The sequence below is a fragment of the Croceimicrobium hydrocarbonivorans genome, assembly GCF_014524565.1.
GTDB classification, from domain to species: domain Bacteria; phylum Bacteroidota; class Bacteroidia; order Flavobacteriales; family Schleiferiaceae; genus Croceimicrobium; species Croceimicrobium hydrocarbonivorans.
This window is the reverse complement of sequence record NZ_CP060139.1, coordinates 3,365,255-3,386,101: the sequence shown is the minus strand read 5'-3', so window position 1 is coordinate 3,386,101 and position 20,847 is coordinate 3,365,255. Positions and strand designations below refer to the sequence as shown.

The 20,847-nt window shown below is 43.9% G+C and carries 17 protein-coding genes; 6 read left to right on the top strand and 11 right to left on the bottom strand.

Features of this window, described 5'->3' with window-relative positions:
- Positions 1-117: 117 nt before the first annotated feature.
- From H4K34_RS15145 to recR, 7 genes are all read right to left on the bottom strand, one after another.
- Positions 118-5,013 (bottom strand): T9SS type A sorting domain-containing protein, encoded by a 4,896-nt coding sequence (locus H4K34_RS15145; protein ID WP_210758231.1) that lies wholly within the window; start codon positions 5,011-5,013, stop codon positions 118-120.
- Positions 5,014-5,103: 90 nt separating this feature from the next.
- Positions 5,104-5,712 (bottom strand): fumarylacetoacetate hydrolase family protein, encoded by a 609-nt coding sequence (locus H4K34_RS15140; RefSeq protein ID WP_210758230.1) that lies wholly within the window; start codon positions 5,710-5,712, stop codon positions 5,104-5,106.
- Positions 5,709-6,476, bottom strand: coding sequence for a 3'-5' exonuclease (locus H4K34_RS15135; protein WP_210758229.1), 768 nt, complete (start codon positions 6,474-6,476; stop codon positions 5,709-5,711). Before H4K34_RS15135 ends, H4K34_RS15140 begins: the two co-directional genes overlap by 4 nt.
- 3 nt (positions 6,477-6,479) lie before the next feature.
- Positions 6,480-7,835 (bottom strand): dihydrolipoamide acetyltransferase family protein, encoded by a 1,356-nt coding sequence (locus H4K34_RS15130; RefSeq protein WP_210758228.1) that lies wholly within the window; start codon positions 7,833-7,835, stop codon positions 6,480-6,482.
- Between the two features lie 86 nt (positions 7,836-7,921).
- Positions 7,922-9,898 (bottom strand): glycosyltransferase family 2 protein, encoded by a 1,977-nt coding sequence (locus H4K34_RS15125; RefSeq protein ID WP_210758227.1) that lies wholly within the window; start codon positions 9,896-9,898, stop codon positions 7,922-7,924.
- Positions 9,871-11,238 carry an ArnT family glycosyltransferase gene (locus H4K34_RS15120; protein ID WP_210758226.1) on the bottom strand — a complete coding sequence of 456 codons (1,368 nt, stop codon included), beginning with the start codon at positions 11,236-11,238 and terminating at the stop codon, positions 9,871-9,873. Before H4K34_RS15120 ends, H4K34_RS15125 begins: the two co-directional genes overlap by 28 nt.
- Positions 11,238-11,864 carry a recombination mediator RecR gene (gene recR, locus H4K34_RS15115; RefSeq protein ID WP_210758225.1) on the bottom strand — a complete coding sequence of 209 codons (627 nt, stop codon included), beginning with the start codon at positions 11,862-11,864 and terminating at the stop codon, positions 11,238-11,240. The genes H4K34_RS15120 and recR overlap by 1 nt, the downstream gene beginning before the upstream one ends.
- A gap of 56 nt (positions 11,865-11,920) precedes the next feature.
- Here recR and H4K34_RS15110 point away from each other — a divergent pair, with 56 nt between their 5' ends.
- Positions 11,921-13,357 (top strand): sodium:solute symporter, encoded by a 1,437-nt coding sequence (locus H4K34_RS15110; protein ID WP_210758224.1) that lies wholly within the window; start codon positions 11,921-11,923, stop codon positions 13,355-13,357.
- A gap of 20 nt (positions 13,358-13,377) precedes the next feature.
- Positions 13,378-14,397: an FAD:protein FMN transferase gene (locus H4K34_RS15105; RefSeq protein WP_210758223.1), complete on the top strand. Its 1,020-nt coding sequence runs from the start codon at positions 13,378-13,380 to the stop codon at positions 14,395-14,397.
- Here H4K34_RS15105 and H4K34_RS15100 read toward each other — a convergent pair.
- The 4 genes from H4K34_RS15100 to H4K34_RS15085 all read right to left on the bottom strand — a co-directional run bounded on the left by H4K34_RS15100 (position 14,394) and on the right by H4K34_RS15085 (position 17,782).
- Positions 14,394-15,227, bottom strand: coding sequence for an FkbM family methyltransferase (locus H4K34_RS15100; RefSeq protein WP_210758222.1), 834 nt, complete (start codon positions 15,225-15,227; stop codon positions 14,394-14,396). The two genes, H4K34_RS15105 and H4K34_RS15100, sit on opposite strands and share 4 nt — an antisense overlap.
- Positions 15,228-15,323: 96 nt before the next feature.
- A complete protein-coding gene (locus H4K34_RS15095; protein ID WP_210758221.1) occupies positions 15,324-15,551 on the bottom strand; it encodes a membrane or secreted protein in 228 nt (75 codons plus the stop codon).
- Positions 15,552-15,563: 12 nt separating this feature from the next.
- A complete protein-coding gene (gene murB / locus H4K34_RS15090) occupies positions 15,564-16,580 on the bottom strand; it encodes a UDP-N-acetylmuramate dehydrogenase (protein WP_210760596.1) in 1,017 nt (338 codons plus the stop codon).
- A gap of 2 nt (positions 16,581-16,582) precedes the next feature.
- Positions 16,583-17,782, bottom strand: coding sequence for a pyridoxal phosphate-dependent aminotransferase (locus H4K34_RS15085; protein ID WP_210758220.1), 1,200 nt, complete (start codon positions 17,780-17,782; stop codon positions 16,583-16,585).
- 180 nt (positions 17,783-17,962) lie between these two features.
- On the opposite strand from H4K34_RS15085, the gene H4K34_RS15080 reads away from it, so the two are divergent.
- From H4K34_RS15080 to H4K34_RS15065, 4 genes are all read left to right on the top strand, one after another.
- On the top strand, positions 17,963-18,493 hold the full coding sequence (locus H4K34_RS15080; RefSeq protein ID WP_210758219.1) for a TlpA family protein disulfide reductase: 531 nt from the start codon (positions 17,963-17,965) through the stop codon (positions 18,491-18,493).
- Between the two features lie 158 nt (positions 18,494-18,651).
- Entirely contained in the window at positions 18,652-19,392 is a 741-nt protein-coding gene (locus tag H4K34_RS15075) for a phytanoyl-CoA dioxygenase family protein (RefSeq protein WP_210758218.1), read from the top strand.
- 19 nt (positions 19,393-19,411) lie between these two features.
- Positions 19,412-19,756 (top strand): cyclic-phosphate processing receiver domain-containing protein, encoded by a 345-nt coding sequence (locus H4K34_RS15070; RefSeq protein ID WP_210758217.1) that lies wholly within the window; start codon positions 19,412-19,414, stop codon positions 19,754-19,756.
- 103 nt (positions 19,757-19,859) lie between these two features.
- The gene (locus H4K34_RS15065) at positions 19,860-20,501 is read left to right on the top strand and encodes a hypothetical protein (protein ID WP_210758216.1); all 642 of its coding nucleotides are present in this window, start codon (positions 19,860-19,862) and stop codon (positions 20,499-20,501) included.
- Positions 20,502-20,847: the final 346 nt, after the last annotated feature.

Here is a 20,847-nt window from a genome sequence, read left to right as displayed (position 1 = left end):
GAAACATTCTAAGCTCTCTGACTTTAAGTCACTGTTGATTAGGCTATTGTGTCGAAGCGTCAGCCAACAAAAAAGCCCCGGCGTAAACCGGGGCTTCTTATCATATCCGTGATAATCTTATTTCACAATCAGCTTGCGAGTCACACGCTGACCATCGATACTCAAGTTTACGAAGTAAATACCTGGAGTATAGTCGAAGGTTTCGAATACCAGTGAGGCACTTCCGCGCTCAAGGTGGTAGTCCTTCTGCATCATGGCTTGTCCTAGTACGTTCACAATCGTGACGCTGACATCCTTCGCCTCCGCATTGAAGAGCGGTAAGTGGGTAATGTCATTAGTTGGGTTAGGACTTAACTCACCAATATAAGAGTTAGGTACAGGATTGTACTCTCTGTTTCCAATACGGAAGGTTGCCTTCTTCTTGGTAGTAGTCATACAGAAGTCGTCGATAGCCCAACCTTTATCCTGAATAGACCAGTCACTCTCGAAACGGAAGCGGAATACAGCGCGGTTTGCAGCAGTATCGAATTCGAATACATAGCTAGCGGTATCCCAGTCAGCGGTATCTGTCCAACCTGGCTTAATAATATCCAGTGCCGTAACATACTCGGTATTGTACCAGTTGGTTTCATTGGCGAAACCTAATACTTGCCAGCTACGACCACCATCTAGAGTAACTTCAACTACCCCACCATCGTGGTACTTCTCAGTTTCAAACTTGTGCATGAAGCTCATTTCATAAGCAGTGCTGGTATCGATCACAAATACAGGGCTAAATAATCCTGATTGATCACGAGAACGGTAGTTACTATCCAAGCCAGTCATCCAACATCCATTACCACTGTAGGCTCCAGGGAACTGAGTTGGAGTACCACGCTCCCAGCTCCATTGACCACGAGCATAAGTTTCTGTATTCAGGGCAATGAAAGGTAAAGCACCATTATTGTCTTCGAAATTATTACAGTAAGCAGTATCACCATTAGCAATATCGAATTCATATTCTGGCAATACAGCTACAGTATAACAAACGGTATCATCACTTGGACGGTTATCCACTTTGTTATTAGGACGTTGACTGATTAAGCACATTTTATGCAATCCGGTGGTGATTACTGATCCTGGAATAGAATCGGTGTAATCATAACGGAAGCGGCTGCCTTCGATAAAGAAGCGTGGTGAAATGGCCCATTCGAATGGTCCGTCCCAAGTAAGGTTCGTACCCGCTACATCGTCAAACCATTGTGCCTTAACTTGGCTAGAGTCCAGAACTTTGGCTCCGGTATTACGGATAAAGATGTCTAAAGGCTGTGCAAAAGTTGGAATCTGGAGAGGATTGGTAAATACCCAATCTTCTGGAGAGGCAGAGTTTTGAGGTGGAATGTACACTTCAAAATCATCAATTGCCCAACCTTCTAAGTTACGCGCGGTGTTAGCACCTGCGGTAGAACTGAAGTAGAAACGGAAAGGAACAGCATTAGGCTCGTAGTTCAACTGCGACATTGGGAATACAGAGTAAGCCCATCCTGAAGGGTTCGCACCGTTTACAGAGCTTCCAGTAAATCCTTTAGTTACACCTGTACCAGCAGGTCCTTGAATAGTACCGAAATAGCCGGTATACCAGTTCTGACCAATATTAGAGAAGGTTGCCAAGTTACCTCCTAATTCATTCCAACCACCACGGCTAATCTGAACAGTACCTGCCGCATTATTACCCATATCCAAGTTTTGGTAGAAGGCAATAGTTGCAGATACAATGGTATCGAAGTTATCCAAGCTTGGTAAACGCAATACCTCTTGCTTTCCATCAATATAGTAGCCAGTGCTTAATCCAGTAGCCCAGATATTATCGCTCGCTTGAAGTGAAGAGAACTGGCTGTTTGCCGGTGCTTCTCCACGCTCCCATTGGAGGTAATAGCCTGAGTTATTATTGGGAGACCAGCTAAAGAAGCCATATTCATCATAATCACAATTATCGAAATCATCATAGAAATCGAGATCATAAGTACCCAAACCGGTTACAGTTCTACAAACCGTATCATTAAATGAATAGGTATCACCCGCCAGGTTAGCATAAGCGCAAATCTCACATTCACCAGCAGGGATGATCACATCAATATTCGGCATAGTAAGAGTAGCACTGCTATTCGCTGGAATGTTGGTAGTAGTTGTACTGGTATAGGTAGTAGTAACACCGGCATTAGCACCACACTTAGGGGTAATAGCCAAGGTAGCTGTTACGCCGGTAGCCGTGCTGGTTCCAAAATTTCGAACTACCACCTGCTCGATTGCAGTCGGGTGATTAAACACCTGGTTAGCTGGCCATGACAGCGGAGGGTTATTAATAAACTCAACCCCAACATCAGAAGCAATACGATTGTAAATCATCAGCTTATCGATAGCAATGTCAGCTAGATCACCTACACCAGTGCGAGAAGCTTTGATACGAATTTTAATCTGCTTGTTATTGTAAGCGGAAAGGTTAACTCGTTTGTAATCGTAGTTAGAAAGAGGATAGTTTCCTGAATAAGTGCTAACGAGGCTTCCTGCTAATGGATTCCAAACATCCGGAGCATCAACACCTGGTTCATTTACTTCAATCTCGATACCATCAGCATTAGCTCCTACCATATGATAATAGAAGTCTAAAGTAGCATTCGGCATAGCAGTAAAGTCCATACACTGAGTGGTAACAATGTAAGTGGATACATTACCTGTACTACCAGTTGCCTCAGTATAGAAGTACTGGCCTTTTTGATAGTGACCATATTTTGGTCCGGTACCACGAGTAAAGGTATATCCATTACCAACCTTCCATACAAAAGCAGGGTCTAAGCCGGTTTCAGTTGTAAATAAGGTCGTGCCAGTTTGTGAGGTATTCGGTGTTACCGTTTCAAAATCCATTACCAATGGATAGGTATTGTAAGAGGCTACGTGCGTTATGGTAGCACTTGAGGCCGTATCATTATCAGGAATGGTATCCATTGGATGGTTAGCCCAAACATGGATATCATAAGTTCCAAGAGCTGACATATTGGAGGTGGTAGTCAGAGTATAGGTTCCTGTATCTCCAGTTCCTAAGGCCAGAGTAAGGGTTTCACTTTGAACAGCACCAGTATTGGTTTGAATCTGCAAAGGCAAGCTCAATAAGCTGTCACAACCATTATTTCGGATTACCACTTCAATGGATTCCGCTGATCCATAGGAACAAAGTCCTTCAACCGGTGCGGTAACCTCAAGGATTTCTGCATCTACTGGAGTAGGTTCAAAAATTCGCAGGTCATCAATGGCCATGTCTCCACGGGCAGCAGCCCCCATTTTACTGGTCTGCTTTACCGATAATAAACGGATTCGGATAAACTGACCATTAAATTCTTTCAAAGGAATCAAAGCACGTTTCCAAGGATCAGATTGAGCTTTCTGCTGCTCCTTACGGATAAAATAGTAACCATTATACCAAGCTGCATTATTGGTACCTGTATCAATATCAACACGCATGGTCCCCATGTCTTCACCAAAGAAATGGTAATAAAATTCCAATGCATAACATTTAGTAACATTAGTCAAATCGATACAAGGGGTAATAAGGGTAGTTCCCGTATTTAGCAGTCCCTGGGACGCTTCGGCAAAAAGGTACTTTGCGCCTCCTGGAGTATGGTTACCGTTTGGACCGGTAAATGGAGTTCCGGTAGTACCGGTGCGAATACTCCAACCATAACCTGCCGTATTTTCTGGTGGTTGTAAGTTCCAGTATCTCATTCCGGTTTGCTCATTCGGGAAGTTTCCACGGTGGGTGGTTCCGTTATCACCAATACCGGTTCCAGCTACCCATTCCGGGCCTTCAAAATTCTCAACCCATGGGAAGGTTTTAATAGTTCCTGGTAGAGTTCCACAATCAGGCGCACCGCATTTAAAGGGTAAACCGGCTTGTGGCCAAAAACGGATATAAGCATTTTGTGGATTAGCCAGTGAGTCTGGGAAACGCGCTGTATTTGGACAAGCTAAATCCCAAGCCTTAAAATAATATTCAATGGTATCTCCCAACTGCACACTGTTGAAGGTACCTTGATATTCGAAGTTACTAGCACTGGTAAGGGTCATATTAAAGTTCTGCCAAGCGCTGGTACCCATCGAGTTAATTACCCGATAGAATACAGTTACGCTATCAATTCCACTCACCCAGGTTGGATGGGTGGCACCACCTGCAACAGTATCAGTTACCCGAGCACCAACCTTGTAGTTATTGGAAGGCTCCTGAGTAATTGCGCCGGTTGGGCGAATTGGGAAACAAGGAATCGGGGTATAGTTAAAATGAAATAATGGAGGGAAAAGCTCACAGTTAGAACCGGTAATAACCAGGTTATCAACCCACCAACCATCACCGTAGCTACGGCCAAAAGGACTAGGATTTAATACCTCAAAACATGAAAATTCAATCTGCACATTGGGGTAACCATTCCCGTTGGCATCAATCGCTAAGTTCGAAATATCGAAACGCTCGGATTGCCACCAAGAGTTTTGTACGGGAGGATCTGTTCCTGCAAACCAGTGGTTAATACCTTGGTTAGGAATATTGTAAGATGCTTCCTGGAAGTTTGATGATGAACGCCAGTTACTGGTTCCGAGGTAAATCACATTGTTATTATTCAAGGCAGTCCAAGTAACACCGTTATCCGTAGAAATACGAATCAAGCCGGAGTTCACCTGGTTAATCTTGGCAATGTGATAGAAGTTTAAGAATACGAAGGTCTTACCTACGGTACTAAATGAGTTAGTACGAAAAACAACTTCTGAACTGTTTGAACCAGTGGCAGGTGCCTGCACCTTTCCGTGATAAGATTGGTTGCCACTGATGGAGACGTTGTTGGTGTCTTTCCATATTGTGGTAGCCGTTCCGAGAGATAAAGTAGTAATAGAATCTCCGGGGTCAAAAGTTTCAATAAATAGAGTATCGATTTGGGCTGATAAGCTCGCACTTAGCAGGAATCCAAAAAAGAGAAGTAGCAACTTCTTCATAAAGGTAGTATTTGTGCAGTTTTTGACGTTGCACAAATATAATAAGTCACTACGATTAACAATTTGGTAATTATTCTTTGCGCCCTTTTTTTATTTAACGCGCAAGCTTGCCAGACTTTGCTCCTCTAAAAAAAGCTCCAAATTATCGTTCGGTTGAACGGCTGCTACTCCAGCAGGAGTTCCGGTGAATATCAAGTCTCCAATCTTGAGTGTGAAGTACTTAGAAACTTCAACGATTAATTTATCAATCGAAAAAAGCATATCACTACTCTTTCCTTCCTGCACCATTTCACCATTTCGATACAGGCTAAAATTTAATTGAGAAAGATTGAAATCTTTTACCTTTTTCCAGGGTCCAAGGAAGGCTGAACCATCAAATGCCTTTGCTTTTTCCCAAGGCAAGCCCTTAGATTTCAGCTCAGATTGCAAATCACGGGCAGTAAAATCCAAGCCTAAAGTGAACTCACTATAGTAACGATGGGCAAATCGTTCTTCGATGTGTTTTCCCAGTCGATCAATACGGATTACTATCTCCAGCTCATGTTGCACATTTTGACTAAAGTCCGGAATAAAGAAAGCGTTTCCCTTAGGCAAAATAGCACTATCCGGTTTCATGAAAATTACCGGTTCGGTGGGAATCTGATTTGCTAATTCACGAGCATGATCCGCGTAATTCCGACCTATGCAAATGATCTTCACGACTGCAGTTTTCGCAATTTAATGGAGGTGAGCACCTTTTTGGTATAGAGCGGGAAATCAGCGTTTTGAACCCAACCATAATAGCCTGGGTCTCTTTCTAAAACTTGCTCTACTGGTTGATTGCGGTACTTACCAAAGCTGAAGCATTCTACTCCATCTTCATTGTAAATAATGAAGCCCGCAAAGTCTACCGCCTTAAAACGGTTACTGTACTCAGCCAAATAGCTCATGTCGTTCTGAAGATCCTCATAACGATCTAATTGGCTCTTCAAAATTTCATAGGTGGCCTCTGTATCGGCTTCGGCCGAGTGCGCATTTTCCAGAACCTTTCCACAATAAAATTGATAGGCAGCGCTAAGCGTACGCTGCTCCTTTTTATGGAAGATATTTTGGACATCTACGGCGACTCTTTTCCCCATATCGAAATCGATATCAGCACGAAGGAATTCTTCTACTAAGAGGGGAATGTCGTATTTATTGGAATTATAACCGGCGAGATCCGAGTCCTTGATCATATCAAGAACTCGGTGCGCCAATTCTTTAAAGGTAGGCTCTTTAGCTACCTTCTCATTCGTTATGCCGTGAATGGCTATTACCTCTTCCGACATTTGCATTTCCGGATTCACCAGCCAGGTGCGGCTTTCGCGATTCCCATTGGGGTAGATCTTTAAGATGCTGATCTCCACAATTCGATCTTTGGTTACCGAGGTTCCGGTTGCTTCCAGATCAAAAAAGCAAATAGGTCGTTTGAGGCTTAATTCCATAACTTAAAATTCGCGATTGGGATCGAACTGCTCGAGGTAATCTGCTACCCGACGAACAAACATTCCTCCCAAAGCGCCATCTACCACACGGTGGTCATAGCTATGGCTAAGGAACATTTTATGACGAATAGCGATCATATCTCCCTCAGGAGTTTCAACCACCGCTGGTTTCTTAATGATAGCCCCAGCGGCCATAATAGCTACTTGAGGCTGGTTGATGATAGGTGTTCCTAATACATTACCAAAGGTTCCCACATTGGTTAAGGTATAGGTCCCTCCAGAAATTTCATCGGGACTTAATTTGTTCTCACGAGCACGACGAGCCAAATCATTCACCTGCTTGGTTAAGCCCACCAAATTGTAATTGTCGGCATTCTTAATTACCGGTACAATAAGGTTGCCACTAGGTAAAGCGGCGGCCATTCCAATATTGATATTACCGCGCTTAATGATATTGGTCCCATCAACACTTACATTGATCATGGGGAAATCCTTGATGGCTTTCACCAGGGCCTCAATAATAAGCGGAGTAAAAGTGATTTTCTCGCCTTCGCGTTTTAGGAATTCTCCTTTAACTTTATTTCTCCAGTTTACCAAATTGGTAACATCAGCTTCTACGAAAGAAGTAACGTGAGGAGAAGTATGCTTAGACATCACCATATGATCCGCAATCATCTTGCGCATACGGTCCATCTCAATAATTTCATCATTAGCACCGATTGATACCGGAGCTGCGGGCTTGGGAGCTGGCGCTGATTTCGCAGCAGGTGCGGCGGCGGGAGCACTTTTCGCTGCCGGTGCCGGAGCACTAGGAGCTGCGGCTGGAGCAGATCCACGATTTTCTACATAGGCCAGGATATCGGCTTTGGTAACGCGACCTTCGGAGCCACTACCATTTAAGTTTTCCAATTCTCCCAAACTAACATTCTCTTCCTTGGCAATAGAGCGCACTAAAGGAGAGAAGAACTTACCATTAGCACTACGAGGAATTTCAATCGCGGCGGTAGCTACACCATTAGCAACCATTTTCTCCGCTTCCTGAGCCGCAGCTGGTGCAGAGCTAGTTTCTTGAGCAGGGGCTTCAGATGCTGGAGCAGAAGGAGCTGCAGCGGCACCACCTTCAGTTTGAATAATGGCAATTACCTGCCCTACCTGAACTACATCATCTTCATTAAAGAGCTTCTTGATAAGCACCCCATCTTCCGGAGCAGGTACTTCGCTGTCTACCTTGTCGGTTGCAATTTCCAGTACAGACTCTTCCGCTTCGATTGTGTCGCCTTCTTCCTTTAACCATTTGATGATGGTTGCCTCGGCTACACTTTCGCCCATTTTGGGCATGATCAATTCGATTTCTGCCATAATTCGAGAGGTGATTAAATAGCTTTTTTAAGGCCGCAAAGGTATGAAATCTATGAGCTTAAAACAGGGCTTATCGCCCAGCAGATTTATTTTCCGAGCGATTTGCGGTATTGCCAGATAAAGGCCATATCCTTTTGCCAGTCGTAGTCCTTGGCATAGAGTTGATTAAGCTGTCGCTGAATGGCCTCATCTCTTCGGTTGCTTTGCAAGGCCAAATCCAATCCTAAGACCCCAGGAGCCAATTGCGGCAGCTCCTTGCTTCTTCCATTTTCGGCATAAGCCACCCAGGTTTTTCTACCAATGAGTACTTGCAAAACATTAGCTATAAACTGAAATGGCTTTTTGAAAAACCAAGCTAGAAGTGGACTTGTAATTAAAAGGCCAAGGGCAAGCGTAAAATCCAAAATTCGCTTGGCGCGACGATTCTCCGGTTTATCTACACTATTAAAATCCTGAGTATACCAGGATCCTTGAGAATGAATGGAATTACTGCCGATGATAAACTGACTTTCGCCCGGAGCAATCTTAAATTCCAAATCAAAGCCTTGCAGATTACGCATAGCTCTGAATATGGCCTCCGCCGGAAGGCTAGCCGAGCAAAAAATGATTTCGTCGATTTGAAACACCCGCACCAAATCCGGTAAATCTTCAGTACTCCCAACGTAAGGCTCAGCATGTTCGCTATGCGTACTAACCCATCCGCAAAAGCTAAGCAATGGCTGATTAGCTCTCAATAATTTATGTACCCGTTCCAGTTCCTCTCCTTCCCCAACTAAGAGAATTCGCAGATCTTTCTTCGCGGAAACCAAAATGGCTTTCTTGCTGATTAAAGACCATAAATAGCGCCAGAGTAAGGATGATAAGCCCGCCCAAAGGGCGCCTAAAATGATGATCGCACGGGAAAAACGCCAGGCCTCCGGTATTAAACTATAGGCCACCAAAATGCCTACCGTTCCTAATATCAAGCCTCTTAATATCTGAACAATCCGAACTTGCTTATCGTAGACTCCACTTAAATACAAACTCCCCACCCAAAAGGCTATATAGGCGGGTACCGCGATTTGCATTAATTCAGGTGGATATTCACCACCCTGAATAAAGCGGTGATTATGCTCCCAGTATTCTTTGATATAATAGAGTCCGCCGTAGAGAAAAAGCACATCCACCACCGGGGTGCTCAGTCTTTTTACAATTCGCCCCAGTACGGCCGCCCCTGCACGGAGGTAAATGGCCAGATTAATGAAGAGGGAATAAAAGCGGGCATAGCTGCTGCTGAAATGCTTCTCGGTGAAAATCACCATAGCCTTATAAAAGACCCGCACATAATTCAAGGAGCCCTTTTTGGTTGACTCCCCTTTATAGTGGATTATAGTGCTATCCGCCAGATAATAGTTCTTATAGCCACCTTTCAGGATTCGATAGCTCAGATCAATGTCTTCGCCATACATAAAGAAATCTTCATCCAAGAGGCCCACCTCATCCAAAACCGATTTTCGCATGAGCATATAAGCCCCGGCTAAAATCTCTACTTCTTGATTTTCATCTTCCGAAAGATGACCCATATAATAGCGAGCAAATTTCTTCGAACGCGGAAATATGGCCGTTAATCCAAAGATCTTGTAAAAGGCCACCCAGGGAGTGGGCAGTCCACGCTTGGATTCGGGTAAGTAATTCCCTTTGCCATCTATCATCTTAATGCCCAAACCACCAGCATCGGGGTGGGCATCCATAAACTCTAGGCTTTTACGAAAGGTATGCTCCTCTACCACTGTATCCGGATTGAGCAGCAAAACATATTCTCCCTTTGAAAGTCGAATCGCCTGATTATTGGCTTTGGAGAAACCGGGATTATCCGAATTTGCAATGAGTTGCACCTGCGGAAATTGCTCTCGCACCATTTCCACCGAACTGTCCTTCGAATCATTATCCACTACAAATACTTCCGCCTCAATGCCATCCAGGGCCTTATAGACCGATTTCAGGCACTGCTCTAAGAAGTAGCGCACATTGTAGTTAACGATTACGATGCTAAGCTTCATGGTTCCAAAAGGGCTTCTCCCCATTCTTCGGCCTTAGAATGTCCTTCCATTAGTACATTCTGCTGACCGATTTCCGGCAAATATAAAATTCGCAAGCCAGCCGCTCGCGCTGAATCCAGCTCTTCCTCACTTGAATAATGTTCAATAATATGCTGGCTCTCCCGATATTTAAATACTAATTCAGGCCAATACCAGCCGGCAATCACCAAAGCTGGTGCCTCATCTTGCAAGGCGAGGATGGAACGCTCCACCGTTTGGGATCGCACCTTTCGTTTCCCCTGATCGATCAATAATGGTCCTTGTAATGGGGAACAGTAAATAGTTTTCCCTCCGGCCTCAAATTCTATTGAACCCACGGTGGGCCTTGCTCCTCGCCACTCATCTTTATAATCAAAACCAAAAAAGAGTAATGAAAAGAGACTCATATAGGCGATCCATCGTGCTTTGCTCTCCTTAGTATAAGTTGCCCAGAAAAGCAGGATAAAGGGAACGGCCGGAATAAAGAACTCAGCCTTGAAAGGTAATCGCATAAATACCGCTAATTGCATGGCAATGACCAAAATCAAAAAGCTGTGAAGATTTAAGGCTTGTAAATGATCAGGACTAAAATGCTGGGCCTTGCGGCGAAAAAAGTCTGGGATAGAAATCAAGAAATAGATCAATAAGGGCAAGCCCAAGATACCAAGGCCCAATTTGTATAAAACTGAAGCCCAGCCCGGAAAGGGTGGTTTATGAAAATCGAGAAATGCCAGTCCGTATTCTGAAAAAGGAAGGCTATAAGCTGTGGCGGAAATCAATGCCGCTACAATTCCCATTCGCAATATGGGGCGCCAATTTCGCCAACCCAACATCAAGGCAAAGGGCAAGGCAAAACCCAGGGAACTTATTCGAAACCCGGTAGCCAATCCAATAAAGAGTCCCGCAAGGGCATATTGCTTTAAGAGTAAACTTCGATAAGCTAAAAGGATAAAAGCCAGGGCAAAATTGTAATCAATAGTGTAGGTACCCGCGATAAAGAAAACCGGTATAAAATTGAAGCTTAAGGCCCAATACCAGGCTTTAGGAATACGATGCAGTTTTAGGATTTCATAAAAAGCCCAAACCGCCAGGGCCGTAATTAAGGCACTGAGAAAATTGTAAAGGAAATAGCTGTGATTAATGGGGTATAAAAGGCTCAATAAAATCTCCTGCAAAGGATGTCCCGGCAAACGCGAAACCTCATAAACTCCGGTTTCAGAAATTATCCGAGCATTGAGCGCATTACTCCAGGCATCGAACTCCTTGCCATAGCCGGCCCATAAAAAGGGAAGGCGACAAACCAAAGCAACAATAAAGAGCGCCAGGCCCTTAAAGGAGTTCAGCATTAGGAACGATTTTGTTGTAAGGATTGCTCATAAGGCAAACGGTGCTGAATACTACGCGCCAGGGTTAGCTCATCTGCATATTCCAATTGATCACCAACGGCAATACCTCTGGCAATGGAAGACAGCTTTAAGCCTTTATCTTTCAGTTTCTTGTAAATATAAAAACCGGTGGTCTCCCCTTCCATGGTGCCGCTCAAAGCGAAAATCACTTCCTGAACCTTGCCTTCTTCTACCTTATCCAAAAGGCTTTGCAAGTTTAAACCTCCGGGACCAATTCCATCCATAGGACTAATAAGGGCTCCTAATACCTGATAAACACCTTTGTACTGACCGGTATTCTCAATGGCCATCACATCCCGAATATCTTCCACCACACATACCAAAGCTTGTTCACGGACCGGATTCTCACAAATTTCGCAGCGCTCCCGATCACTGAGATTCCCGCAGGAGCTACAGCGCTTTACTTTTTGCTTTAAATCCATCAGACTTCCGGCCAGGGCTTCCACCTCGTTTTCATCGCAACGCAATAAGTGTAAAGCCAGACGCAAAGCGGTTTTTCGTCCAATTCCAGGTAGGCCCGAAATTTCCAATACCGCTTTTTCCAAATATTTTGATGAAAAGTCCATGCGACAAAGATAAAGGCGCTTAGAGGCATTTTATTTTATTTGTGAAAAATTCCTCCATGGATGCAACTTTGCTCATTGGCCTAATCGTCGCTTATTTCAGTCTCTTAATCTTGATCAGCTATTTTACTGGCAAGAGCGACGACAATCAGGCTTTCTTCTTAGGCAATCGGCAAAGTCCATGGTATGCGGTGGCCTTTGGTATGGTGGGGGCCTCCTTATCCGGGGTAACCTTTTTATCCGTACCGGGATTAGTGGCTAATAATTCCTTTGCCTATATGCAAGTGGTATTGGGCTATGTGGCGGGTTATTTGGTGATTATTCAAGTGCTGCTCCCTCTCTATTACCGCCTGCAATTAACCAGTATCTATACCTATTTAGAAGGGCGTTTTGGCAGAAATTCCTATACCACCGGCTCCATTTTCTTCTTGATCTCAAGGGTGATTGGCGCAGCTTTTCGACTGTACCTCATCGCCATTGTATTGCAAACAGCCATTTTTGATTCGCTGGAAATTCCCTTCTGGTTAACCGTGGTTATTACCATCATTTTGATTTGGGTTTACACCTTCCGCAGTGGTATTAAAACCATTATTTGGACTGATACCTTGCAAACCACCTTTATGCTGGCCGCGGTGATCATCACTATTGTCACCATTCAGCAAAAGCTAATTCCAGAGGGTGGATTGCTGAGCTATATCAATGACTCCGATTATTCGCGAATCTTCTTTTTCGATGATTGGAAATCCGGTAATTACTTCTTTAAAAACTTCCTGAGTGGAATGTTTATAACCATTGTTATGACGGGCTTGGATCAGGATATGATGCAAAAGAACCTCAGCTGCCGTAGCCTGGGTGATGCTCGAAAAAATATGTTTTGGCTGGCCCTTACTCTGGTCGTGGTCAACTTTATCTTTCTTTCCCTGGGGGTCCTGCTTTACGACTTTGCCGATGCCCAGGCGATCAGCTTTAGCAAGCCAGATCAACTCTATACTCAAGTTGCCTTAAGTGGTACCCTCGGAACTACGGTATTAATCCTCTTTATCCTGGGTTTGGTGGCCGCAGCTTATTCCAGTGCCGACTCTGCGCTCACAGCACTAACTACTGCTTTTTGTGTGGATATTCTACGCATTGAAAAAATGGAGGCCAAACAATCGAAACGCACCCGAAAAATGGTGCACCTCGGCTTCTCCTTTGTACTCTTTCTGGTGATTTTAATCTTCCGTCAGCTTAATGATGATAGTGTAATCAATGAGCTCTTTACTGCGGCTGGCTATACCTATGGCCCACTTTTAGGCCTCTATGCTTTTGGATTATACACCAAGCGATCCGTAAAAGACAAATGGGTACCTCTGGCTGCCATTGCCTCGCCCCTACTGGCTTTTGGGATTAGGTACTATGCCAAAGAATGGTATCAGTACAGCATGAGCTTTGAGCATTTGATCATCAATGGATTATTGATGTTTCTATTTTTGGCGATGCTTTCGCGGAAGGCCTAAAGCCCTTAATTTTGCCCAAAATGAAAATTATGCGCTTTGCCGGTTTCTTCCTGCTTCTTATCCTTCTTCAAAGTTGCAGCGATCCTAATCAGTTTCAAGAAAGTCATTACAATGGTTATGCACAAGGAACTACCTTCCATATCAGCTATTTGTACAAAGGCGATGATATTGCCAATATGGATGAAATTCTAAAGCAGCATTTCGAGGCGGTAGACTTTTCCTTAAGCACCTATAAAGACAATTCATTGATCAGTCGGATAAATCGTGGAGACACCATAGCAACCGACGATATCTTCCAAATCGTACACAACAAATCGGTAGAAGTTTGGGAAGCCTCGGGCGGTTATTTCGACCCTACCGTTGGTAAACTGGTTCGTTTTTGGGGCTTTGGGCCCGATGCTCGTAGAGCAGTAGATACCTCCGAAGTAGACAGCATTAAGGCCTATATAGGATTGGAACGCTTAAGCCCCATCTCTTCTCCTTGGGCTATACCCAGTGGAATGGAGCTTGACTATAATGCCATTGCTCAAGGTTATACTGTAGACTTACTCTGCGAAATGCTGGAAGCCCGCGGAATTAGCAATTATATGGTAGAAGTAGGCGGTGAAGTACGCTGCCTGGGGCATAACCTTAAAGAAGAAGCTTGGCGCATTGGTGTGGATAAGCCCACTGAAGATATTGATCAGCAAGATCGCTTCCAGTTTATTTTGGGGATGGATTCCCTCGCCTTAGCCACCTCCGGAAATTACCGCAAGTTTTGGGTAGATAGCCTCAGTGGAATGCGCTATGCCCATACCATTAATACCAAAACGGGCTATCCTGCGAAAAACAATTTACTCAGTGTATCGGTATTGGCACCTACCTGTATGGAAGCCGATGCCTATGCCACGGCCTTTATGAGCATGGGCTTAAAAGGCTGCTTAAACTACCTTAAAAGTCATCCCGGTAAAATGGAAGTCTATCTGATATACACCGAAGCCGGAAAAGAAGGTTGGCAAGTATATCAGTCGGAAGGATTTGAAAAGCGAGTGCTGAACTAGGCCTCTCCTTTCTTATAAAGCAGAGTTAATGGGCTTTTACCCAGCAATTGATATCCTTGCGCTAAAAGGTATTGATGCTGCCAGGAATCTTGCAATTTTAGCCAGTTTTTAAAATCGAGCTCATCCCCTTCAAGGCTAATATCTTCGATAAGGATATACTTGGGCTGGAACATTTTGAAGTCGATGGCTTCGAGGATTTTGCGCTCCATTCCTTCGATATCAATACTGATAAAATCTATTTCCTGACCGGAGGGAATATTTTCCTGCAGCACCTCATTTATATGACGTACTTCCATGCTAATCACCTCTTTAATTGGCAATTGAAAATGCTGTGAGAAGGCTTCCGCCTGATTTTTATTGAAGGTATTAATGCTGTGCTCTGCTCCGAAGAAGTAGAAGTCCATCCTTCCATTTTCATTCGAAACCCCAATATTGAGATTGATATCCCGTGGACGCATATTCGCAAATAGCTCGGCACTTTTAGGATTAGCCTCGATATTTATCCCCCGCCAGCCACGATCGTAAAAGTATTTAGTATTGGACGCTTGCACCGGATGAAAGGCGCCAATATCTACATAATAGCCTGGCTTTGATTCGGCATTTGCAATAAAGGAACGCAGCAGTAAATCCTCCGCTCCTTGACCATATACATTAAGGCTAGCATCTTTAAAGAGGACTAAATGATGGGCTTTTTGCTTAGAATAGAAGTCCTCCTGAAACTGCTTATATCGGCTATCGGATTGAAGTCGCTGGGCCTCTAATTTCTCTTGGAGAAAGACCATGCCTTGAGGCGTGCACCACTTAATCAGTTTTTTCAGGAAACGGATCATTCAGATTCAAATAATAGAATTCTAAGCCCAATTTAAATAGGGCCCTAAATGTAATCTCTTTTCGCTGATCTGTCCAGAAATGGACCTTATTCCGACTTAAATAGGCTGAGTGCTGATGCGGGCTTCACCCTCTGAATCATCCTTTTTACACTTGTCTTGAGGAGCAGCACCACAGAAAGCACAAGACTCTCCATCTTCATTTAAGAAAGGACTATTACTGGCACAGGTTCCCGAAAACTCACCGTCTTTCTTCGCCCAAATCTTAATGGCGATTCCGGCAAATCCCAATCCCAACAAAAGTGCCGCCACTAAAAAAACTTGCATCTCAATCTTCTTTTAAATGATATTCACTTCGGCTTCTAAAGCCACGGCAAAGGTAGTATATACCGATGCTTGAATGGCTTCTGCCAGGGCTTTAATTTCTGCCCCGCGTGCCTTACCATAATTAACCAAAACCAGGGCCTGTTTGTTGTGCACCCCGGCATCTCCTTTTCGATAGCCTTTCCAGCCTGCACGCTCGATTAACCAGCCTGCGGCCAATTTCATCTGCTCGACTCCAGCCGGATAAGCCACCACCTCGGGGTATTGCTTTTGAATTCTTTGGTGATCTTCCTTACTCACCACCGGATTTTTAAAGAAGCTCCCACTATTGCCAATCTCCGCAGGATTGGGCAATTTACTTTGACGAATAGCAATTACCGCTTCCGAAATACTTCGGATGGAAGGCTCTTCTCCCCTCTTTTCCAGTTCTTGCTGAATCGCACCATAATCGGTACGCAATTGATGATTCTGCCTACTCAAGCGAAAGCTAACCCCAGTAACTACATAACGTCCGCGGGCTTCTCCTTTAAATACAGACTGACGATATCCGAACTGACATTCTTCCCGATTGAAGCTACGCCATGTCTTTTCTTCTAAATCAAAGGCTCGAAGGGATTCAAAATGATCCTTAAGCTCCACTCCATAGGCGCCAATATTTTGAATGGGTGCGGTACCCACATTTCCGGGAATCAGAGATAGATTCTCCAATCCACCTAAATCCTGACCAACGGTCCACTGCACCAATTCATGCCAGTTTTCGCCTCCCGCTGCCCAAACCCGAGCTTCAGAATCGGAGAGCATTTCTACCTCCCGACCTTTTAATTCGAGTTTTACCACCAAACCTTCAAAAGGACCTGTAAGCAACATATTAGATCCGCCCCCTAACCATAAGACCTTTTGCTCCTTAAAAATTGGATTTTCCACCAATTCCTCCAACTGAGCTTCGCTAGCAATACGCACAAAATAGCGTGCCTGCTCGGCCAAGCCAAAGGTGTTAAAAGGACCAAGATCCTGATCTTTGAGAATTTCGATCATTAATAGTGGGTTCCAGGATACTCCTGTAGAGCTAAACGCATTAATTCAACACACTGAACCAATTTCTCCTGCTCTAAAACATAGGCCAAACGAACCTGGGTTTGCCCCATTCCCGGAGTGGCGTAAAAGCCTTCTGCCGGTGCAACCATTAAGGTTTTATTGTCATGCGAGAAGGCTGAGAGTAACCACTGTGCAAAGCGCTCAGCATTATCCACTGGTAATTGGGCAATCACATAAAATGCTCCGGCCGGTTTCGGGCAAAATACGCCTTCAATGCTATTTAAACCGTCTACCAAAATATCACGTCGACGGGTATACTCTGCTTTTACTTCTTCATAGTAGGATGGATCTACCTCCAAGGCAGCTTCAGCAGCAATTTGCGCCATGGTGGGCGGACTTAATCGCGCCTGGGCAAATTTGAGCATGGTGGCATTTAATGCGCTATTACGAGATATCACACAACCAATACGGGCTCCACACATACTGTAGCGCTTGGACACCGAATCAATTACAATGGCATTCTCCTGCAATCCTTCCAAATTGAGGATAGACTGATGGAAATTATCATCGTAGGCAAACTCGCGGTATACCTCATCAGCAATCAAATACAAGTCATGCTTGATTACCAAATCGCGCAAGGCCTCCAATTCAGAAGGCTTATATAAATATCCGGTTGGATTGCCTGGATTACAGATCATAATCGCCCGGGTATTGGGCGTAATCAAAGCTTCGAAATCCTCGATGGGAGGTAATGCAAAGCCATCCTCAATTTGGGCGGTAACCGGTACTACATGCACTCCAGCATTAATGCTAAAGCCATTGTAATTAGCGTAAAAAGGCTCGGGAATAATCACCTCATCACCGGGATCACAAATGGCTCCCATGGCGAATAGAATGGCCTCCGAACCACCGGTGGTTACGATTAAGTCCTCTGAATTAATATGAATGCCATTCTTAGCATAATAAGCCGCCAATGCCTTGCGATAAGAGGCAAAACCTTCGGATGGACTGTAAGACAAAACGTCGAGGTCGGCTTTACGAACCGCCTCAATGGCCTCAGGGGGAGTTTTAATATCAGGCTGACCAATATTGAGATGGAAAACCTCTTTACCTTGAAACTTAGCCGCTTCGGCGAAGGGTGCCAATTTACGGATGGGCGATTCGGGCATGGTTTGGCCCTTTAAGGAAATTGCCGGCATGGATTATTATTTGGCCGCTAAAGTACGACGGGCAGTAGAGATGGCAAAGGGGGAGAATGGAAGTAGTTAGGAGGGCTGGTAGTTAGTAGTTAGTAGTTAGTAGTTAGACGATAGACGATAGACGATGGACGATAGATTAAGTATTTTTCATGATCTTGTTCGCAAAGCCAATCATGCTTCATGAAATATTCTTTTTACCTCTTCGCGTTTATCTGCTTCACTAGCCAAAGCTTCGCCCAAAGTAATACCAGAGAAGCGCCGGAATATCCCTGGTTAAACCAGAAGTTCCCGGTAGATCAATTCATCAATTTTGAGGGAGACAGCAGCCTTTTATTTCAATCAGACACTATCTATATGCTGAGTTTCTGGTACAGCTCCTGCCCTCCCTGCTTAGCAGAAATTCCCGCTCTTAATAAACTCAAGGAAGATTTTAAAGGTCAAAAAATCCGATTCTTGGCCATCACCTTCGACTCCCAAGAAGAATGGAGTCAATTCTTAATTCTACAGCCCTTTGATTTCGAGCACTTTCAAATGGATCGAAATTTTATCAATCAATACAGACTGGCTTTTGGCTACCCGAGCAATTTGATTTTGGATGCAAATGGGATAGTGCGCTATCAAAAATCGGGAGGACATACGGATCCTGAAAAAGCCTGGGAGATCTATGATTTGATGAAGGAAGAAATTAACAAGGTTTTGAGTGAAAGGTAGTTGGTTGTTGGTAGCTAGTAGCTAGTAGTTAGTAGTTAGTAGTTAGTAGTTAGACGATACGATGCCGCCTAAAAATGGTTGTCACTTAATCCGGAGGATGGAATTGGAGATAAAACAATATTTAGCAGGAGTATATTTAGCCTTCAGATCACATTACAATGAATATCATCAATCATAAGAAAGAATTTGAAGAGCTAGGATCTAGTATAATCCCCGGTGTTTTCAATGCATCTGAAATCAATGCGATGATTGATCTCTTGGAACAAGCTAAGCCCGAGCCTGGAACTTTAATTGAAAATGAAAACCTATTTGCGATCCGTCAATTGCTGATTCAAGTTCCTGGATTAAGTGATCTGATTTTCACCCCTTATTTCTCGCAAATATTTTTACAATTAGCTAGTGCTGATTACTTCTTAAGCAAGGCCATCTATTTTGATAAAGCCGGTCAGTCGAATTGGTTTGTTGCCTATCATCAAGATTTGAGCATCTCCGTAAAGGAAAAAGCATCGGTTACAGGATATCGACACTGGACCTTAAAAAAGGGGCAATACGGCGTAGAACCTCCACTAGAAATATTGGAAAACACCATTACTATCAGAATCCATTTAGATAATACCGGAGCTGAAAATGGTGCTCTGCGGATTATTCCTAAATCACATAAAAAGGGAATTCATCGTTTTCGCTCAGCTGAAGCCAATCTTAAGGGAGAGCAAGTTTGTGAAGTGCAAAAAGGTGGCATCCATATCATGAGTCCATTATTAATGCATGCCTCTAGCAGAAGTAGTTCAAAGCAAGCAAGAAGAGTGATTCACCTGGAGTTTAATTCTGCGAACCTTGCCAAGCCCTTGGAATGGTTAGAGTATCTTAGGATTGACTCTATAAGCCCGCTAAGCATCTAATTCTAGCCTAATCATTTTCATGAAAAAGCTTTTTCTCGACGATATCCGTAGCATTGACATGGTCTACCCCAAAAACCTGGAGCAAGAGTTTGATATTGTTCGCACTTATGATGCTTTTGTAAGGTATATCCAGCAAAATGGTCTACCTGATTTTATAAGTTTTGATAATGATCTAGGATTGGATTCAGATGGTAAACTCGCTCCCGATGGCTATGCTGCCGCAAAATGGTTAGTTTATGAATCCGGTTTGGATCTAAGCAATTTGAAATATCATGTTCATTCCGCCAATCCAGTAGCTGCCAAACAAATCGATGGATTGTTACAGAATTACATCCAGCATCTTAAAACTTTGAAGGAAAAATAAGTCCACCCTAAAATTACTAATAGGGTAACCCCCTCTTACTCTTTAGCTAACATTCGCAATTTATCTTCAGCCGGATTATATACCTGTACCAAGCTGATGCCTCATGAAGTTAAAAATTGCGAGTTCTGCCCAGGCCCAGGCCATTTCTGATCTTCGAAAAAAAGCCTATCAAAAAGGATCCAAAACCCAAGTTAGTGATGATCGCTTTTTAGAATGGAATAGCGATGATGAGAATGCGCTAATCCTATACATCGCCAGTCAAAATGGAATTCCAATTTCCAGCTTTCGATTGAGCATCGCCTTTCGCAAGGAGCAAATTGAACGCTTATTCGATATTCGCCTGCAACAGAATTTAGAGTATCCAGTGCTCTTGCTCGACAAACTAACTACCGACCAAGATTACCGAGGTCGTGGATTAAGTGCGGCCATGCGCTATTTTATCTTGAAATCTGCTGCAAAAAGTGATATCCAAAATATCGCCTTTACCATTAATGATGGGGTATCCCGTAAGGCTCACCTTTTAGAATTGGGCTTCCACTTGGAAAAAGCGGACCTCAGTCATCGTGTCTCCTCAAGCTATCAAAATGAAACCGATGTTCTCTTTGGCTATCTAGCTCAAAGTCAATTTCAAAGGGCAACACAAATCGCCTTGCAAAAACTAAAAACTCCGTGGTCGGATTTCAGCATTGCCGCGGATGTACAGGTTATGATGGAGGATTTTTTGAGGGTGAGAGTAGAGGCCTAGGGGCTGAAATATGTATTTAGTAGTTGGTCGTTCGTAGTTCGTGGTTTTAAGGACAAGGGATACTGGTGATTCTTACAAAATTGAAATGTGGAAGGTGAAACCGCGAAGAAGCAAAGAAGCAAAGGTTCGCAAAACCCCTCTGTGAAACTCTGCGCCCTCTGCGACTCAAGCGAAGCGGGCGGTGAAGCTAACCGCAAGGCAAAGCCGCAAAACAGCTCGAAATTCCTCCCTGCTTGCCGGTAGGCGGGTAACGAAGCGGGCGGTGAAACAAACCGCAAATACCCTCTACCTCTTCAATTTTAACACATCTACAAGTTTCCAAACCCTTCCCTTCCATTCGAAAACC

Coding starts and splice junctions, on each gene's coding strand:
- H4K34_RS15145 (WP_210758231.1), bottom strand. CDS start 5,013: ATGAAGAAGTTGCTACTTCTCTTTTTTGGATTCCTGCTAAGTGCGAGC.
- H4K34_RS15135 (WP_210758229.1), bottom strand. CDS start 6,476: ATGGAATTAAGCCTCAAACGACCTATTTGCTTTTTTGATCTGGAAGCA.
- H4K34_RS15130 (WP_210758228.1), bottom strand. CDS start 7,835: ATGGCAGAAATCGAATTGATCATGCCCAAAATGGGCGAAAGTGTAGCC.
- H4K34_RS15125 (WP_210758227.1), bottom strand. CDS start 9,898: ATGGGGAGAAGCCCTTTTGGAACCATGAAGCTTAGCATCGTAATCGTT.
- H4K34_RS15120 (WP_210758226.1), bottom strand. CDS start 11,238: ATGCTGAACTCCTTTAAGGGCCTGGCGCTCTTTATTGTTGCTTTGGTT.
- recR (WP_210758225.1), bottom strand. CDS start 11,864: ATGGACTTTTCATCAAAATATTTGGAAAAAGCGGTATTGGAAATTTCG.
- H4K34_RS15110 (WP_210758224.1), top strand. CDS start 11,921: ATGGATGCAACTTTGCTCATTGGCCTAATCGTCGCTTATTTCAGTCTC.
- H4K34_RS15105 (WP_210758223.1), top strand. CDS start 13,378: ATGAAAATTATGCGCTTTGCCGGTTTCTTCCTGCTTCTTATCCTTCTT.
- H4K34_RS15100 (WP_210758222.1), bottom strand. CDS start 15,227: ATGATCCGTTTCCTGAAAAAACTGATTAAGTGGTGCACGCCTCAAGGC.
- H4K34_RS15095 (WP_210758221.1), bottom strand. CDS start 15,551: ATGCAAGTTTTTTTAGTGGCGGCACTTTTGTTGGGATTGGGATTTGCC.
- H4K34_RS15085 (WP_210758220.1), bottom strand. CDS start 17,782: ATGCCGGCAATTTCCTTAAAGGGCCAAACCATGCCCGAATCGCCCATC.
- H4K34_RS15080 (WP_210758219.1), top strand. CDS start 17,963: ATGAAATATTCTTTTTACCTCTTCGCGTTTATCTGCTTCACTAGCCAA.
- H4K34_RS15075 (WP_210758218.1), top strand. CDS start 18,652: ATGAATATCATCAATCATAAGAAAGAATTTGAAGAGCTAGGATCTAGT.
- H4K34_RS15070 (WP_210758217.1), top strand. CDS start 19,412: ATGAAAAAGCTTTTTCTCGACGATATCCGTAGCATTGACATGGTCTAC.
- H4K34_RS15065 (WP_210758216.1), top strand. CDS start 19,860: ATGAAGTTAAAAATTGCGAGTTCTGCCCAGGCCCAGGCCATTTCTGAT.